This window comes from Streptomyces sp. NPDC015345, from assembly GCF_043078805.1.
GTDB lineage: Bacteria > Actinomycetota > Actinomycetes > Streptomycetales > Streptomycetaceae > Streptomyces.
Map to the genome: position 1 here is coordinate 156,133 of NZ_JBIBTX010000009.1, position 14,605 is coordinate 170,737.

General features: G+C 69.7%; 17 protein-coding genes and 5 tRNA genes. 16 read left to right on the plus strand and 6 right to left on the minus strand.

Going from position 1 to position 14,605, the window contains the following annotated elements:
- The first annotated feature begins 44 nt into the window (after positions 1 to 44).
- The 8 genes from ACF062_RS32095 (at position 45) to ACF062_RS32130 (ending at position 3,904) form a co-directional block, all read left to right on the plus strand.
- Positions 45 to 842, plus strand: coding sequence for a fumarylacetoacetate hydrolase family protein (locus ACF062_RS32095; RefSeq protein ID WP_223776989.1), 798 nt, complete (start codon positions 45 to 47; stop codon positions 840 to 842).
- Entirely contained in the window at positions 835 to 2,310 is a 1,476-nt protein-coding gene (gene gltX, locus ACF062_RS32100) for a glutamate--tRNA ligase (protein WP_392143134.1), read from the plus strand. Before ACF062_RS32095 ends, gltX begins: the two co-directional genes overlap by 8 nt.
- 270 nt (positions 2,311 to 2,580) lie before the next feature.
- Positions 2,581 to 3,309, plus strand: a complete 729-nt coding sequence (locus ACF062_RS32105; protein WP_392143135.1) for an HAD family hydrolase — start codon at positions 2,581 to 2,583, stop codon at positions 3,307 to 3,309.
- 87 nt (positions 3,310 to 3,396) lie between these two features.
- A tRNA-Gln gene (locus tag ACF062_RS32110) sits at positions 3,397 to 3,468 on the plus strand.
- A 40-nt stretch (positions 3,469 to 3,508) separates the two neighbouring features.
- A tRNA-Glu gene (locus ACF062_RS32115) sits at positions 3,509 to 3,581 on the plus strand.
- 62 nt (positions 3,582 to 3,643) lie between these two features.
- Positions 3,644 to 3,716 (plus strand) — tRNA-Glu (locus tag ACF062_RS32120).
- A gap of 24 nt (positions 3,717 to 3,740) precedes the next feature.
- Positions 3,741 to 3,812: transfer RNA gene (locus ACF062_RS32125), tRNA-Gln, on the plus strand.
- 19 nt (positions 3,813 to 3,831) lie between these two features.
- Positions 3,832 to 3,904 (plus strand) — tRNA-Glu (locus tag ACF062_RS32130).
- Positions 3,905 to 3,946: 42 nt separating this feature from the next.
- Here the strand turns inward: ACF062_RS32130 and ACF062_RS32135 are convergent.
- Positions 3,947 to 4,612, minus strand: a complete 666-nt coding sequence (locus tag ACF062_RS32135; RefSeq protein WP_392143136.1) for a MerR family transcriptional regulator — start codon at positions 4,610 to 4,612, stop codon at positions 3,947 to 3,949.
- 105 nt (positions 4,613 to 4,717) lie between these two features.
- On the opposite strand from ACF062_RS32135, the gene ACF062_RS32140 reads away from it, so the two are divergent.
- Positions 4,718 to 5,203, plus strand: a complete 486-nt coding sequence (locus ACF062_RS32140; protein ID WP_392143137.1) for a DUF4188 domain-containing protein — start codon at positions 4,718 to 4,720, stop codon at positions 5,201 to 5,203.
- Positions 5,204 to 5,285: 82 nt separating this feature from the next.
- Here the strand turns inward: ACF062_RS32140 and ndgR are convergent, their stop codons facing one another.
- A complete protein-coding gene (gene ndgR, locus ACF062_RS32145; RefSeq protein WP_010984119.1) occupies positions 5,286 to 6,002 on the minus strand; it encodes an IclR family transcriptional regulator NdgR in 717 nt (238 codons plus the stop codon).
- Between the two features lie 181 nt (positions 6,003 to 6,183).
- Here ndgR and leuC point away from each other — a divergent pair, with 181 nt between their 5' ends.
- The 4 genes from leuC to ACF062_RS32165 all read left to right on the plus strand — a co-directional run bounded on the left by leuC (position 6,184) and on the right by ACF062_RS32165 (position 9,550).
- The gene (gene leuC, locus ACF062_RS32150) at positions 6,184 to 7,608 is read left to right on the plus strand and encodes a 3-isopropylmalate dehydratase large subunit (RefSeq protein WP_392143138.1); all 1,425 of its coding nucleotides are present in this window, start codon (positions 6,184 to 6,186) and stop codon (positions 7,606 to 7,608) included.
- Positions 7,609 to 7,613: 5 nt separating this feature from the next.
- Complete coding sequence (gene leuD / locus ACF062_RS32155) at positions 7,614 to 8,207, plus strand: 3-isopropylmalate dehydratase small subunit (protein ID WP_392143139.1); 594 nt, start codon at positions 7,614 to 7,616, stop codon at positions 8,205 to 8,207.
- Between the two features lie 248 nt (positions 8,208 to 8,455).
- On the plus strand, positions 8,456 to 8,692 hold the full coding sequence (locus ACF062_RS32160) for a hypothetical protein (protein WP_223776996.1): 237 nt from the start codon (positions 8,456 to 8,458) through the stop codon (positions 8,690 to 8,692).
- Between the two features lie 162 nt (positions 8,693 to 8,854).
- Positions 8,855 to 9,550: an HU family DNA-binding protein gene (locus ACF062_RS32165; protein ID WP_392143140.1), complete on the plus strand. Its 696-nt coding sequence runs from the start codon at positions 8,855 to 8,857 to the stop codon at positions 9,548 to 9,550.
- Positions 9,551 to 9,646: 96 nt separating this feature from the next.
- On the opposite strand, the gene ACF062_RS32170 is transcribed toward ACF062_RS32165, so the two are convergent.
- The gene (locus tag ACF062_RS32170; protein WP_392143141.1) at positions 9,647 to 9,850 is read right to left on the minus strand and encodes a hypothetical protein; all 204 of its coding nucleotides are present in this window, start codon (positions 9,848 to 9,850) and stop codon (positions 9,647 to 9,649) included.
- A gap of 52 nt (positions 9,851 to 9,902) precedes the next feature.
- Positions 9,903 to 10,538 carry a 2-phospho-L-lactate guanylyltransferase gene (cofC, locus tag ACF062_RS32175; protein ID WP_392143142.1) on the minus strand — a complete coding sequence of 212 codons (636 nt, stop codon included), beginning with the start codon at positions 10,536 to 10,538 and terminating at the stop codon, positions 9,903 to 9,905.
- A 142-nt stretch (positions 10,539 to 10,680) separates the two neighbouring features.
- Between cofC and ACF062_RS32180 the strand changes: the two genes are divergently transcribed.
- The 3 genes from ACF062_RS32180 to ACF062_RS32190 are packed head-to-tail and all read left to right on the plus strand — an operon-like array spanning position 10,681 to position 13,713.
- Positions 10,681 to 11,463 carry a 1-acyl-sn-glycerol-3-phosphate acyltransferase gene (locus ACF062_RS32180; protein ID WP_223777000.1) on the plus strand — a complete coding sequence of 261 codons (783 nt, stop codon included), beginning with the start codon at positions 10,681 to 10,683 and terminating at the stop codon, positions 11,461 to 11,463.
- Positions 11,464 to 11,489: 26 nt separating this feature from the next.
- On the plus strand, positions 11,490 to 12,497 hold the full coding sequence (locus ACF062_RS32185; protein WP_392143255.1) for an NAD(P)H-dependent glycerol-3-phosphate dehydrogenase: 1,008 nt from the start codon (positions 11,490 to 11,492) through the stop codon (positions 12,495 to 12,497).
- Positions 12,498 to 12,531: 34 nt separating this feature from the next.
- On the plus strand, positions 12,532 to 13,713 hold the full coding sequence (locus ACF062_RS32190; protein ID WP_392143143.1) for a D-alanine--D-alanine ligase family protein: 1,182 nt from the start codon (positions 12,532 to 12,534) through the stop codon (positions 13,711 to 13,713).
- A gap of 19 nt (positions 13,714 to 13,732) precedes the next feature.
- Here the strand turns inward: ACF062_RS32190 and ACF062_RS32195 are convergent, their stop codons facing one another.
- On the minus strand, positions 13,733 to 14,230 hold the full coding sequence (locus ACF062_RS32195) for a DUF3515 domain-containing protein (protein ID WP_392143144.1): 498 nt from the start codon (positions 14,228 to 14,230) through the stop codon (positions 13,733 to 13,735).
- A 20-nt stretch (positions 14,231 to 14,250) separates the two neighbouring features.
- A complete protein-coding gene (locus ACF062_RS32200) occupies positions 14,251 to 14,484 on the minus strand; it encodes an Lrp/AsnC family transcriptional regulator (RefSeq protein ID WP_016642988.1) in 234 nt (77 codons plus the stop codon).
- Positions 14,485 to 14,605 lie beyond the last annotated feature (121 nt).

The following is a 14,605-nucleotide window of genomic DNA, read 5'->3' on the forward strand; positions in this document are numbered from 1 at the left end:
CCTGGAGTGTCAGACCCCACCCACCTCAAGAGGCTAAGGCTCACGTGCGCATCGCCAGGTTCTCCATCGACGGCAATGTCGGTTACGGCGCGGTCGAGGGGGAGAGCGCCCCCGGCAAGGAGGGCGGGCTCGTCCTCGACATCATCAAGGGCATCCCGTACGCCGACTTCGAGCTGTCCGGCACCAAGGTGCCGCTGAGCAAGGTCCGCCTGCTGCCGCCGGTGCTCCCGAACAAGATCGTGGCCTTCGGCCGCAACTACGCGGAGCACGCGGCGGAGCTCGGCAACGAGACGCCGGACGTCCCGTTCGCCTTCCTCAAGCCGTCCACCTCGCTCGTCGGCTCCGGGGACGCCATCACGTACCCCTCGTTCTCCGAGGAGCTGCACCACGAGGCCGAGCTGGCCGTGGTCATCGGCCGCATGTGCCGCGAGGTCCCGCGCGAGCGGGTCAAGGACGTGATCTTCGGCTACACCTGCGCGAACGACGTCACCGCACGCGATGTGCAGCGCCGCGAGAAGCAGTGGGCCCGCGCCAAGGGCTTCGACAGTGCCTGCCCGCTCGGCCCCTGGGTGGAGACGGGCCTGGACCTGGCGGCCGCGAACGACCTCACCGTCCAGTGCACGGTCAACGGCCAGCAGCGTCAGCTCGGCCGCACCAGCGAGATGGTCCACTCCATCGAGGACCTGATCGTCAACATCTCCGAGGCCATGACGCTGCTCCCCGGCGACGTCATCCTCACGGGCACCCCGGCCGGCGTCGGGCCCCTCAACGTCGGCGACGAGGTCGCCGTCACCATCGAAGGCATCGGCACTCTCACCAACAAGGTGATCAAGCGTGGCTAACGCGAACGTCCGCGTACGTTTCTGTCCCTCCCCGACCGGCAACCCCCACGTGGGCCTGGTCCGCACCGCCCTGTTCAACTGGGCCTACGCCCGGCACAACGAGGGCACCCTGGTCTTCCGCATCGAGGACACCGACGCGGCGCGCGACTCCGAGGAGTCGTACGAGCAGCTTCTCGACTCGATGCGCTGGCTGGGCTTCGACTGGGACGAGGGCCCCGAGATCGGCGGCCCGCACGCGCCGTACCGCCAGTCGCAGCGCATGGACATCTACAAGGACGTCGCGGCCAAGCTCCTGGACGGCGGCTACGCCTACCCCTGCTACTGCACCACCGAGGAGCTGGACGCACGCCGCGAGGCCGCCCGCGCCGCCGGCAAGCCGTCCGGCTACGACGGCCTGTGCCGCGCGCTGACCGCCGAGCAGATCGAGGCGTACGAGGCCGAGGGCCGCAAGCACATCGTCCGCTTCAAGATGCCCGACGAGGCGACCACCTTCACCGACCTGGTCCGCGGCGAGATCACGGTCCAGCCGGAGAACGTCACCGACTACGGCATCGTGCGCGCCAACGGCGCCCCGCTGTACACGCTGGTCAACCCGGTCGACGACGCCCTGATGGAGATCACCCACGTCCTGCGCGGCGAGGACTTGCTCTCCTCCACCCCGCGCCAGATCGCCCTCTACAAGGCGCTCATCGAGCTCGGCATCGCGAAGACGATCCCCGAGTTCGGCCACCTCCCGTACGTCATGGGCGAGGGCAACAAGAAGCTCTCCAAGCGCGACCCGCAGGCGTCCCTGAACATCTACCGCGAGCGCGGCTTCCTCCCCGAGGGCCTGCTGAACTACCTGTCGCTCCTCGGCTGGTCGTTCTCCGCGGATCAGGACGTCTTCTCGATGTCCGACATGGTGGCGAAGTTCGACGTGGCGGACGTCAACCCGAACCCCGCCCGCTTCGACCTGAAGAAGGCCGAGGCGATCAACGCCGACCACATCCGCATGCTGGACGTGAAGACCTTCGCCGAGGCCTGCGAGCCCTGGCTGAGGGCCCCGCACGCCAACTGGGCGCCCGAGGACTTCGACGAGGCCGCCTGGCAGGCCATCGCGCCGCACGCGCAGACCCGCGTGAAGGTCCTCTCGGAGATCACCGACAACGTCGACTTCCTGTTCCTGCCGGAGCCGGTCTTCGACGAGGCCAGCTGGACCAAGGCCATGAAGGAGGGCTCCGACGCCCTGCTGCGCACGGCCCGCGCCAAGCTGGAGGCGGCCGACTGGACCTCCCCCGAGTCCCTCAAGGAGGCCGTCCTCGCGGCCGGCGAGGAGCACGGCCTCAAGCTCGGCAAGGCCCAGGCCCCGGTCCGCGTCGCCGTCACCGGCCGCACGATCGGCCTGCCCCTCTTCGAGTCCCTGGAGATCCTGGGCAAGGAGAAGTCCCTGACCCGCATCGACGCGGCCTTGGCGAAGCTCACCGGCTGATCCGCCGTACGCCCATGAAGGGCCCGGAAGCCCAGACGGCTCCCGGGCCCTTCGCATACCGTCGCCACATGCCCATCAGAGCCGTGGTCTGGGACATCGACACTGCGTTCTTCGGGGGGTAACCCCCGAACCCCCAGCCGGGTGCGGCGGTTGCGATTACCGTCGACACATGCCCATCAGAGCCGTGGTCTGGGACATCGACACTGCGTTCTTCGGGGGGTAACCCCCGAGCCCCCAGCCGGGTGCGGCGGTTGCGATTACCGTCGACACATGCCCATCAGAGCCGTGGTCTGGGACATCGACGACACGATCTTCGATTACGCGCGCGCCGACACCACCGGCATGCACGCGCACCTCACCGCCGAGGGGCTCCTTGCGCGGTACGAGTCCGCCGAGCGCGCCCTGGAGCGCTGGCGGACGCTCACCGAGTACCACTGGGCCCGCTTCGGCGCGGGAGGGATCACCTTCGAGGCCCAGCGCCGCGACCGCGTCCGTGACTTCCTGGACGCCCCGGAGCTGACCGACGCCGACGCGGACGCCTGGTTCGGCCGTTACGTCGGTCACTACGAATCGGCCTGGTCCCTCTTCCCCGACACCCTCCCCACCCTGGACGCCCTCGCCGACGGCTACCGCCACGCCGTGCTCTCCAACTCCGCCCTGCTCGTCCAGGACCGCAAGCTGCGCGTCCTCGGCGTGCGCGACTGCTTCGAGGCCGTCCTGTGCGCCGCCGACCTGGGCGTCTCCAAGCCCGCCGCCGAGGCCTTCCACGCGGTCTGTACGGCGCTGGGGCTGGCCCCCGCCGAGGTCGCCTACGTGGGTGACCAGCCGGAGATCGACGCCCGGGGCGCCCGGGACGCGGGGCTCGTCGGGATCTGGCTCGACCGCAACGGCTCGGTGGTCGAGGCCCCCTCGGGCGTACACCGCATCTCGCGCCTGAGTGACCTGCCCGCGCTGCTGCGCGCCGATACCCGTTTTGGAGCGCAGTCCACCTTCGGGTAATGTTCTTTCTGCGCCGCCCGAGAGGGCCGAAAGGTCCGGCCGGGAAGCGTAAATCAAACAAAACCCCCACTCGGGGTTGCGCTTTGATGGCCTATGGTGTAATTGGCAGCACGACGGTTTCTGGTTCCGTTAGTCTAGGTTCGAGTCCTGGTAGGCCAGCTCGCAGAGCTCATCTGCAACCGCGGATCTCATCCGCAAAGCCCCCGTTGTGTAGCGGCCTAGCACGCTGCCCTCTCAAGGCAGTAGCGCCGGTTCGAATCCGGTCGGGGGTACAGATCCTTCCCACGGGAACAGCTCGGGTCGCACCCACTGTTCCTGATGCAGGATCGCTAGGGCCCCCGTTGTGTAGCGGCCTAGCACGCCGCCCTCTCAAGGCGGTAGCGCCGGTTCGAATCCGGTCGGGGGTACTGTGGTCTGGTCTAGACCACCAGTGGGCTATGGTGTAATTGGCAACACGAAGGTTTCTGGTTCCTTTGTTCTAGGTTCGAGTCCTGGTAGCCCAGCGCAGTACAGCAGTAGCTAGCCCCCGTTGTGTAGCGGCCTAGCACGCCGCCCTCTCAAGGCGGTAGCGCCGGTTCGAATCCGGTCGGGGGTACAGAAACGGCAAGGGGCCTTCCCGCAAGGGAGGGCCCCTTCGTCATTCCCCGCACTTCTCTGGACTGTGCTGTCCGTAGCGGCGGCGGGACTCCTCGGCCTGCGCGATCCGGCGCAGCGCGAGCAGCACCGGTTCGTACAGCACCGTGAGCGCGACGGCCGCCTCCAGCTGCTCGTCGGCGGACTCGTACCGCTCGATCAAGTCCAGGTCGCTCACGGCCAGTTGATGCCCCGCGTGGGCGTAGGGCGCCAAGTCCTCGACGGTGCACGGATATCCGAGCCTGGCCAGGGCGGCCACGGCGGTCACCAGCATCCGGTACGCCGGTGACTCGGCCGCGTACTCCTGGGCGGACCCCCACCCGAGGCGGCCGAGCAACGCGTCCACCGTGCGGCCCGCCCGCTCCCGGAGAACCTCGTCCTCCGTCGGCTCCGGACCGTGTGGCAGGGCCCAAACGGCCGTGCCCAGTCGGGAGTTGTGGTCCAGGGACTCGTCCTCCAGGGCGGTCAGGACCTCGCGCGCCGAGGCGATCGGCACCCGGCCCACCTGGATCAGCGCCCGGACGAGCCGCAGCCGCCGGAGGTGGGCGTCGTCGTACTCGGCCTGGGTCGCCGTCACGCGCCGGCCCGGCGGCAGCAGCCCCTCGCGCAAGTAGTACTTGATCGTGGCCGTGGGGACCCCGCTGCGCCGGCTCAGCTCCGCCAGTCTCATCGCTCGCGCCTCCTCTTGCGTACCTCTTTGGAGAGTGGCACTATCCAATCATGGATAGCGGAGCTATCCAACGTTCGATCAGGCCTCTACGAAGGGGGAATCGTCATGAGCGACAAGCCGATCGAAGGGCGCATGACCGCCGAGGCGACGGGCGACGTGGTCGTCTTCCACATCGGGATGCGCATCAACAACTTCCTTGCCGTACGCAGCTGGTGGCCCGTCTTCCAGGCGATGCCGCGCATGCTCAAGGAGCTGTCGAAGGACCCGGGGATCGGGATGCTGGGGTACCGGCTGCTGCTCGGCGGGCCGCGCCTGATGTACGTCGTCCAGTACTGGGAGTCACGCGAGAAGCTGCTCGCCTACTCGGTGGCGCAGGACAAGGCGCACCGCCCCGCCTGGGCGGCCTTCAACCAGCGGCTGCGGGAAGGCAGGGGGAAGGTCGGCTTCTGGCACGAGACGTATCTCGTGCCGGCCGGCGCCCATGAGGCGGTGTACGTCAACATGCCGGCGTTCGGCCTGGGGAAGGCCACGGGTGTGATTCCCGTGGGCCGTCGGGGCGAGCGGGCGGCCGACCGCCTCAAGGCGGCTTGAGGGGCGTCCGTCGTGCGACCGTCGTAAGTCCGTCAGGAGGGGTCGCCGCGGCGTTGAGGCGGCCCCTCCCGCGTCGCGTACGTCAGCCGGTGCGGCGCAGGGCCTCGGAGAGGCGTCCGGCGGCGTCGATGACCGCCTGTGCGTGCATCCGGCCCGGGTGGCGGGTCAGGCGCTCGATGGGTCCGGAGACCGAGACGGCGGCGACCACGCGGTTGGAGGGGCCGCGCACGGGCGCGGAGACCGACGCGACGCCCGGCTCCCGCTCGCCGATCGACTGGGCCCAGCCCCGGCGGCGTACACCCGAAAGGGCCGTCGCCGTGAAACGGGCGCCCTGGAGTCCGCGGTGCAGGCGCTCCGGCTCCTCCCAGGCCATCAGGATCTGGGCCGATGAGCCCGCCTTCATGGTCAGCGTCGAGCCGACCGGGACGGTGTCCCGCAGGCCCGAGAGGCGCTCCGCCGCGGCCACGCAGATGCGCATGTCGCCCTGGCGGCGGTAGAGCTGCGCGCTCTCGCCCGTGACGTCGCGCAGGTGGGTGAGGACCGGGCCCGCCGTGGCGAGCAGGCGGTCCTCGCCGGCCGCCGCCGCGAGTTCCGCGAGACGCGGGCCGAGAATGAAACGGCCCTGCATGTCCCGCGCCACCATCCGGTGGTGTTCCAGTGCCACGGCCAGTCGGTGGGCCGTGGGTCGTGCGAGTCCGGTGGCCGCGACCAACCCCGCGAGGGTGGCCGGACCGGACTCCAGGGCGCTCAAGACAAGAGCCGCCTTGTCGAGAACGCCGACGCCGCTAGAGTTGTCCATGCGTCGATACTCGCGTCTCACTCTGTGAAACGCAAGTTCATATTTCCGTGGAACGCGCCACTCTGTACGAGCGATCCGCGGACCAACGGATTTCGCGGCCGACGCGCGGCACGAGGGGTACGCGCGTCGGCGAACAGATTCTCTAGTTGGGCCGGCGAAGCGGCCGGTCGGAGGGAAAGCGATGGGTAGGACACTCGCGGAGAAGGTCTGGGACGACCACGTCGTCCGGCGCGCCGAGGGCGAGCCCGACCTCCTCTACATCGATCTGCACCTGCTGCACGAGGTGACCAGCCCCCAGGCCTTCGACGGCCTCCGTCAGGCCGGCCGCCAGGTGCGGCGGCTCGACCTCACCATCGCGACCGAGGATCACAACACCCCGACCCTCGACATCGACAAGCCCATCGCCGACCCGGTCTCGCGGGCCCAGCTGGAGACGCTGCGCAAGAACTGCGCCGACTTCGGTGTGCGCCTGCACCCGCTGGGCGATGTCGAGCAGGGCGTCGTCCACGTGGTGGGACCGCAGCTGGGACTGACGCAGCCGGGTACCACCGTCGTCTGCGGCGACTCCCACACCTCGACGCACGGCGCCTTCGGCGCGCTGGCGTTCGGCATCGGCACCTCGCAGGTCGAGCACGTGCTGGCCACCCAGACGCTGCCGATGGCCCGCCCCAAGACCATGGCCATCACCGTCGACGGCGAACTGCCCGACGACGTCACCGCCAAGGACCTGATCCTCGCCGTCATCGCGAAGATCGGCACCGGCGGCGGCCAGGGCTACGTCCTGGAGTACCGCGGCCCGGCCATCGAGAAGCTCTCGATGGAGGCCCGGATGACCATCTGCAACATGTCCATCGAGGCGGGCGCCCGCGCGGGCATGATCGCTCCGGACAAGACCACCTTCGACTACCTCCAGGACCGCGTCCACGCCCCGCAGGGCGAGGACTGGGACGCCGCGGTGGCGTACTGGAAGACCCTGAAGACGGACGAGGACGCGGTCTTCGACGCCGAGGTCCACATCGACGCCACCTCGCTCGCGCCGTTCGTCACCTGGGGCACCAACCCGGGCCAGGGCGCGCCGCTGTCGGCCCGCGTCCCCGATCCGGCTTCGTACGAAGACGCCTCGGAGCGCCACGCCGCCGAAAAGGCCCTGGAATACATGGGGTTGACCGCCGGGCAGCCGCTGCGCGACATCAAGGTCGACACCGTCTTCGTAGGTTCGTGCACCAACGGCCGTATCGAGGACCTGCGGGCGGCCGCCTCCATCGTCGAGGGGCGCAAAGTCGCCGACGGCGTACGGATGCTGGTCGTCCCCGGCTCGGTCCGGGTCTCCCTCCAGGCCGTGGCGGAGGGTCTCGACAAGGTCTTCGTCGCCGCCGGCGCCGAATGGCGGCACGCGGGCTGTTCCATGTGCCTGGGCATGAACCCCGACCAACTGGCCCCCGGCGAGCGCTCGGCGTCCACGTCCAACCGCAACTTCGAGGGCAGGCAGGGCAAGGGCGGCCGCACCCACCTGGTCTCCCCGCAGGTCGCCGCCGCGACCGCGGTCACCGGCCACCTGGCCTCGCCCGCCGACCTGTCCGACGCCCCCGTGACCGCCGGAGTCTGAGAACCATGGAAGCATTCACCACGCACACCGGCCGGGCCGTTCCGCTGCGCCGCAGCAACGTCGACACCGACCAGATCATCCCCGCCCACTGGCTGAAGAAGGTCACCAGGGACGGCTTCGAGGACGGGCTCTTCGAGGCCTGGCGCAAGGACCCGGAGTTCGTGCTCAACCGGCCCGAGCGGCGCGGCGCCACCGTCCTGGTCGCCGGACCCGACTTCGGCACCGGATCCTCCCGCGAGCACGCCGTCTGGGCCCTGCAGAACTACGGCTTCAAGGCGGTCGTCTCCTCCCGCTTCGCCGACATCTTCCGCGGCAACTCGCTGAAGAACGGCCTGCTCACCGTCGTACTCGACCAGCAGGTCGTGGACGCGCTGTGGGAGCTGACCGAGAACGACCCGCGGGCCGAGATCACCGTCGACCTCCAGGACCGCCAGGTCCGCGCGGAGGGCATCACCGCCGACTTCGAACTCGACGAGAACGCCCGCTGGCGGCTCCTGAACGGCCTGGACGACATCAGCATCACGCTGCGGAACGAGCCCGACATCGCCGCGTACGAGTCCAAGCGCCCCTCGTACAAGCCGCGGACCGTGCAGGTCTGACACCTCGCAACACCCCCGCAACGCCCTGATGTACCCCCAATCGTGGACGGTTGGGGGTACATCTGCGTCTGCTCCCCGAACGTGCCCGATGACCTGAACGGGTGGTCTCAACTCCCTTGATTCGGACGGAAGAAGAGGCCGGAAATCCCCTTGTACTCGGCTGGACCGGGTACCCTCATGAGGGCGGCGAACGGCGGTAGTTACCCCCTGCGGAGGCGACAACTCGCCCCAGATGGCACAATCGGTGCATGGGACGCGACAGCCAACTCGAGCTCTACCGGCTCGTCGCGGACCAACTGAAGGAAGCGCACTCACGAGTGCGCGCACTGCAAGTCCCGGAGGGCGTACGGATGGCGCTGACCCGGAAGCTGCTGGTCATTACGGCCGCGGCCAAACACGATCTCGCCGATGCGGCAAGGCGTCTGGAGCGATTGATGGCTTCCCTGGACGAAGCTGACGAGGGCCGATTCCCCGAAGACACCTGAGCCTCAAGCCTCAACGGGCCTTCGAGGAACTCCGAGATGGGCCAGTCCGTTGCGGCACAAGGGTGATTAGCCCGTTTCGTGTTTGATTTGCGGTATATATCTGCCTAACGTGCGAAAAAGCCGGAGTATTTCGCTCCCGGCAATGTCTCCGAAGGGGAAGACGTGAACAAGGCGCAGCTCGTAGAAGCGATTGCCGACAAGGTGGGGGGCCGCCAGCAGGCCGCCGACGCCGTCGACGCGGTCCTGGACGCCATCGTCCGTGCCGTGGTCAGCGGAGACCGTGTTTCGGTCACCGGCTTCGGCTCGTTCGAGAAGGTCGACCGCCCGGCCCGTTACGCCCGCAACCCGCAGACCGGGGAGCGCGTGCGCGTCAAGAAGACCTCGGTTCCGCGCTTCCGTGCGGGACAGGGCTTCAAGGACCTGGTCAGCGGCTCGAAGAAGCTCCCGAAGAACGACGTCGCGGTCAAGAAGGCGCCCAAGGGCAGCCTGACCGGCGGCGCTTCGGCGACGGTCAAGAAGGCCGCCGCGAAGAAGGCCACCACCGCCAAGAAGGCCACGGCGAAGAAGACCGCGCCCGCCAAGAAGGCCACGCCGGCGAAGAAGACCACGGCGACGGCGGCGAAGAAGGCGACGGCGAAGAAGGCCACCACCGCCAAGAAGGCGACGGCGACGCCGACGACCAAGAAGACGGCGGCCAAGAAGACCACCGCCAAGAAGGCCACCCCCGCCGCGAAGAAGACCACGGCGAAGAAGACCGCGCCGGCGGCCAAGAAGGCTACCGCGAAGAAGACGGCGCCCGCCAAGAAGGCCACGACGCGCAAGACGACCGCCAAGAAGGCCACCGCCCGCAAGAAGTAGGGGCACAGGGCACTCACGCGCCGGGCCGGGCTCCCCCAGGGGAGCCCGGCCCGCGTCGTGTGCCCGCCGTCGTGAGGCAGGTGGCCCCCGGGGGCCTCAGAACGTCTGGAGCGTCACCAAGGTGATGCGGCGTGCCTCGCCCTCCCCCTCGACCTCGATCCGCACCCGCTGCCCCGGCCGCAGCAGCCGCAGCCCGCCCGCGTCGAACGCGGGGGCTTCGAAGGGCACCGGGGTGCCGTCGTCGAGCAGCACGCTGCCGCTGCGGGTCTCGGAGTCGTACGTGTACGCGGTCGCCTGCATGGCAGCAGCGTACTCAGTCGGCTCAGCCGGCTCTGGCTCAGCAGGCTCTGGCTCAGTCGGCGATGAGCAGCCGGGCGGCGGCCTTCGCGGTGCGCGCGCCGACGCCGAGCGCGAGGGCGGCCCGCAGATCCTGACCGGTGTCCACGTCCTGGCGTACGGAATCGACGCCGTCCAGTGCGAGTTCCACCGCACCGGACACCGCGTGACGGGCACGGGAATCCATACCGAATGCGGGGCTCAATTCCGTACCGGCCGCCGCGGTCAGCAATGTCGTCCCGATTCCGGCGGCGTCCGCCAGAAATGCCCGGGGAAATAGGGCGGCGCCGTCGAGGACCCGGGCCAATTCCAGCGGGCGCAGCGCGGGCAGATCGGCGTTCAGGGTGGCGACGCACGCCTCGGGCCGGCCGGCGCGGACGGCCGCCGCGCCGTGCCGCAGGGCGGCGTTCAGGCCCGCTCCCGGCTCGTCCGGCACCACCCTCGCGCCCAGCGCCGCGAGCTCACGACGCGCCAGGGCGTCGTCCGTGACGACCGCCACATCCCGCACCGCCGGGCACGCGACCGCCGCGGCCACCGTGTCCTGCGCGAACGCCAGGGCCAGGCCCGGCCGCAGGCCGTCGCCGGCGGTCGCGGCGAGCCTGCTCTTGGCACGCTCCAGCGGCTTCAGGGGTATGACCAGGGTCCACTGCACGGGCGCTCCGTCCTTGTCGTCGCGCCCATTGTGACCTGCTGGGGGGCCTTGCTACCCGGGCGGGCGTACGGTGTTCTCGACAGACCGGCAGCCTGGGGCGACACTTGTGCGGCCGACCAGGTTCATGGAGGAAGGTGTCCGCGTGTCCCGCCGCAGAATCGGCTTCTGGTACCGCCTGGCGGCGGTCATCGCAAAACCGCCGCTGGTGGTTCTGTTCAAGCGGGACTGGCGTGGAATGGAACACATTCCGGCCGACGGAGGATTCATCACGGCGGTGAATCACAACTCGCATATCGATCCGTTGTCGTACGCACACTTCCAGTACAACACCGGCCGACTGCCCCGTTTCCTGGCAAAGGACGGCCTTTTCAAGGACGGCTTCGTCGGCAGGGTCATGAAGGGCACGGGCCAGATCCCGGTCTACCGCGAGACGACGAACGCGCTCGACGCCTTCCGTGCCGCGGTCGCCGCCATCGAGCGCGGCGAGTGCGTCGCGTTCTACCCCGAGGGCACGCTCACCAGGGATCCCGACATGTGGCCGATGACCGCCAAGTCCGGCGCCGCGCGGGTCGCCCTGGAGACCAGGTGCCCGGTCATCCCCGTCGCCCAGTGGGGCGCCAACCTCGCCCTGCCGCCGTACAGCAAGAAGCCCCACCTCTTCCCGCGCAAGACCCTTCAGGTGAAGGCCGGACCCCCCGTCGACCTGTCGCGCTTCTACGACAAGGAGCCGACGCCCGAGGTGCTCCGCGAGGCGACCGAGGCCATCATGGCCGCGATCACCGGACTCCTGGAGGAGATCCGGGGCGAGAAGGCCCCCGACCGGCCGTACGACCCGCGCAGGGCACGGCTGGCGCAACGACGCAAGGCAGCGGGCCGCCAGGCGCGGCACGGCACCACCCACAGCACCTCGGAGGACAGCAAGTGACGAACCCCGTGCACCCCGCGGACCCGGTGCGCCCGGTCAAGGCCGCCGTCTTCGGAACGGGCTCCTGGGGTACGGCCTTCGGCATGGTGCTCGCCGACGCGGGGTGCGACGTCACCCTGTGGGGCCGTCGCGCCGAACTCGCCGACGCGGTCAACTCCACGCGGACCAACCCGGACTACCTCCCCGGCGTCGAACTCCCCGAGAACCTCCGGGCGACCACCGACCCGGCCGAGGCCGCCGCGGACGCCGACTTCACGGTCCTCGCCGTGCCCTCCCAGACGCTGCGCGGCAACCTCGCCGCGTGGGCGCCGCTGCTGGCCCCCGAGACCGTCCTCGTCTCCCTCATGAAGGGCGTCGAGCTGGGCTCGGCCATGCGCATGAGCGAGGTCATCGGCGACGTCACGAAGGTCCCCTCCGAGCGCGTCGCCGTCGTCACCGGGCCCAACCTCGCGCGGGAGATCGCCGCGCGGCAGCCCGCCGCCGCCGTGGTCGCCTGCGAGGACGAAGCGGTCGCCCAGCGCCTCCAGAGGGCCTGCCACACGCCGTACTTCCGCCCGTACACCAACACCGACGTCGTCGGCTGCGAACTCGGCGGCGCCGTCAAGAACGTCATCGGCCTCGCCGTCGGCATCGCGGACGGCATGGGCCTCGGCGACAACGCCAAGGGCTCGCTCATCACGCGCGGCCTCGCGGAGACCACCCGCCTCGGGCTCGCCATGGGCGCCGACCCGCTGACGTTCTCCGGACTCGCGGGCCTCGGTGACCTGGTGGCGACCTGCTCATCGCCGCTCTCGCGCAACCACACCTTCGGCACCAACCTCGGCAAGGGCATGACCCTGGAGGAGACGATCGCGGTCACCAAGCAGACCGCCGAGGGCGTCAAGTCCTGTGAGTCCGTGCTGGATCTGGCCCGCCGGCACGGCGTCGACATGCCCATCACGGAGACGGTCGTCGGCATCGTCCACGACGGCACGCCCCCGGTGGTGGCCCTCAAGGAACTGATGTCGCGCAGCGCCAAGCCCGAGCGTCGCTGACTGTTTTTCGGTCAGCAGGTACGCTCAACGCGATATGAGCAGCGAGAACCTCCCCCTGAGCCCTGAAGCGACCCCCGAGTCGAGCGCCGGGCAGCAGCTCCGCAAGCCGCGCGTGGCCGTCGTGTTCGGCGGCCGCAGCTCGGAGCACGGCATCTCCGTCGTCACGGCCGGCGCGATCCTGAGCGCCATCGACCGCACCAGGTACGACGTCCTGCCCATCGGCATCACCACCGACGGCCGTTGGGCGCTGACGGCGGACGAGCCGGAGCGGATGGCCATCACCGACCGCAGGATGCCGAACGTCGCCGAGATCGCGGAGTCCGTGGACGGTGGGGTGCTCCTGCCTCTCGACCCGGGCAACCGCGAGGTCGTCTACAGCGAGCCCGGCTCCGTGCCCAAGGTGCTCGGCGACGTCGACGTCGTCTTCCCGATGCTGCACGGCCCCTACGGAGAGGACGGCACCATCCAGGGGCTGCTCGAACTCTCCGGAGTGCCCTACGTCGGCTCCGGAGTCCTCGCCTCGGCCGTCGGCCAGGACAAGGACTACATGAAGCGCATCTTCACGTCCTTCGGGCTGGACGTCGGCCCCTACCTGGTGATCCGCCCGCGCGAGTGGCGCCAGGACGAGGCGGGCGCCCGGCAGCGCATCGCGGAGTTCGCGGGTGAGCACGGCTGGCCGCTGTTCATCAAGCCCGCGCGCGCGGGCTCCTCGATCGGCATCACGAAGGTCGACTCCTTCGAAGGCCTCGACGAGGCGATCGCCGAGGCCCAGCGCCACGACCCCAAGATCCTCGTCGAGGCGCTCCTGCGCGGCCGTGAGATCGAGTGCGGCGTCCTGGAGTTCGAGGACGGCCCGCGGGCCAGCGTCCCGGCCGAGATCCCGCCGGTGCAGAGCCACGACTACTACGACTTCGAGGCGAAGTACATCGACTCGACGCCCGGCATCGTGCCCGCGCCGCTGACGCCCGAGCAGACCGAGGAGATCCAGCGGCTCGCGGTCGAGGCGTTCGAGGCGGCGTCCTGCGAGGGCCTGGTGCGCGCGGACTTCTTCCTCACCGAGGACGGCCGGTTCGTGATCAACGAGATCAACACGATGCCCGGCTTCACGCCCATCTCGATGTACCCGCAGATGTGGGAGAAGAGCGGCGTCAGCTACGCGGAGCTGGTCGACCGCCTCATTCAGGCGGCGCTGAACCGCTCGACGGACCTGCGCTAGCCGCCCGGGTCCGAGGGTGTCAGGCGATCCCCTTGGGGATGGTCTTCTTGATGGGGGCGGCGAAGTCCGTGAGCGGGCTGAGGCCGTCCCCCGTCCGCTCCTTGGGCAGCGTCACCTCGACGTAGGCGAGACGCGCCCCCGTGGTGAAGACGTACGACCCGTCGTCGCGCTTCTGGAGCAGCCAGGCGACGCCGTTCACCCGCACGCCGTTCTTCCCCGCGTACTCGGGATCGATCATCTCGGGGGGCCGCTCCACACCGCAGCGCAGTATGATCGCCGGGTCTCCCCACCCGGCGGTCAACTCGGACTTCGGCCCGGGGTCGCTGCGCTCCAGCCCGTCGACCTTCCGAGGGAGCTGTGCGTGCAGGTCCCGGCAGAGCCCCGCGGCCTTCGCCTCCGGGGACGGAACCACCACCGACGCCTGGTCGTCCGTAGCTGAGCAGGCCGCTGTCGTGATCGACAGGGCGAGCGCGGACGTACCGATGAGGCAGCGGCGCCGGAGACGATGGATGTTCACCGGGCCAGGGTAGACGGGGGCTACAAGTGCACGACCGGGCAGGTCAGGGTTCGGGTGATGCCGTCCACTTGCTGGACCTTGGCGACCACCATGCGGCCGAGCTCGTCCACCGTGTCCGCCTGGGCGCGCACGATGACATCGTAGGGACCGGTCACGTCCTCGGCCTGGATCACGCCGGGGATCTTGCCGATCAGCTCGGCGACGGTCGAGGCCTTGCCGACCTCTGTTTGGATCAGGATGTACGCCTGTACCACGGAACCTCCAGGGCGGCCACGAGGATCATGTGGGGAGAAGGGACGCCACGGTACCGCGTCGCCGCGCGCCGCGGGGAGACCCGGGTGGGCTGTGGCGCGCACATCGCGGCGCACGGACAGC

Excerpts from the sequence above, each read along its gene's own strand:
- ACF062_RS32190 (WP_392143143.1), top strand. The coding sequence starts at position 12,532 with ATGAGCAGCGAGAACCTCCCCCTGAGCCCTGAAGCGACCCCCGAGTCG.
- ACF062_RS32105 (WP_392143135.1), top strand. The coding sequence starts at position 2,581 with ATGCCCATCAGAGCCGTGGTCTGGGACATCGACGACACGATCTTCGAT.
- leuC (WP_392143138.1), top strand. The coding sequence starts at position 6,184 with ATGGGTAGGACACTCGCGGAGAAGGTCTGGGACGACCACGTCGTCCGG.
- ACF062_RS32170 (WP_392143141.1), bottom strand. The coding sequence starts at position 9,850 with ATGCAGGCGACCGCGTACACGTACGACTCCGAGACCCGCAGCGGCAGC.
- ACF062_RS32140 (WP_392143137.1), top strand. The coding sequence starts at position 4,718 with ATGAGCGACAAGCCGATCGAAGGGCGCATGACCGCCGAGGCGACGGGC.
- leuD (WP_392143139.1), top strand. The coding sequence starts at position 7,614 with ATGGAAGCATTCACCACGCACACCGGCCGGGCCGTTCCGCTGCGCCGC.
- ACF062_RS32135 (WP_392143136.1), bottom strand. The coding sequence starts at position 4,612 with ATGAGACTGGCGGAGCTGAGCCGGCGCAGCGGGGTCCCCACGGCCACG.
- ACF062_RS32160 (WP_223776996.1), top strand. The coding sequence starts at position 8,456 with ATGGGACGCGACAGCCAACTCGAGCTCTACCGGCTCGTCGCGGACCAA.
- ndgR (WP_010984119.1), bottom strand. The coding sequence starts at position 6,002 with ATGGACAACTCTAGCGGCGTCGGCGTTCTCGACAAGGCGGCTCTTGTC.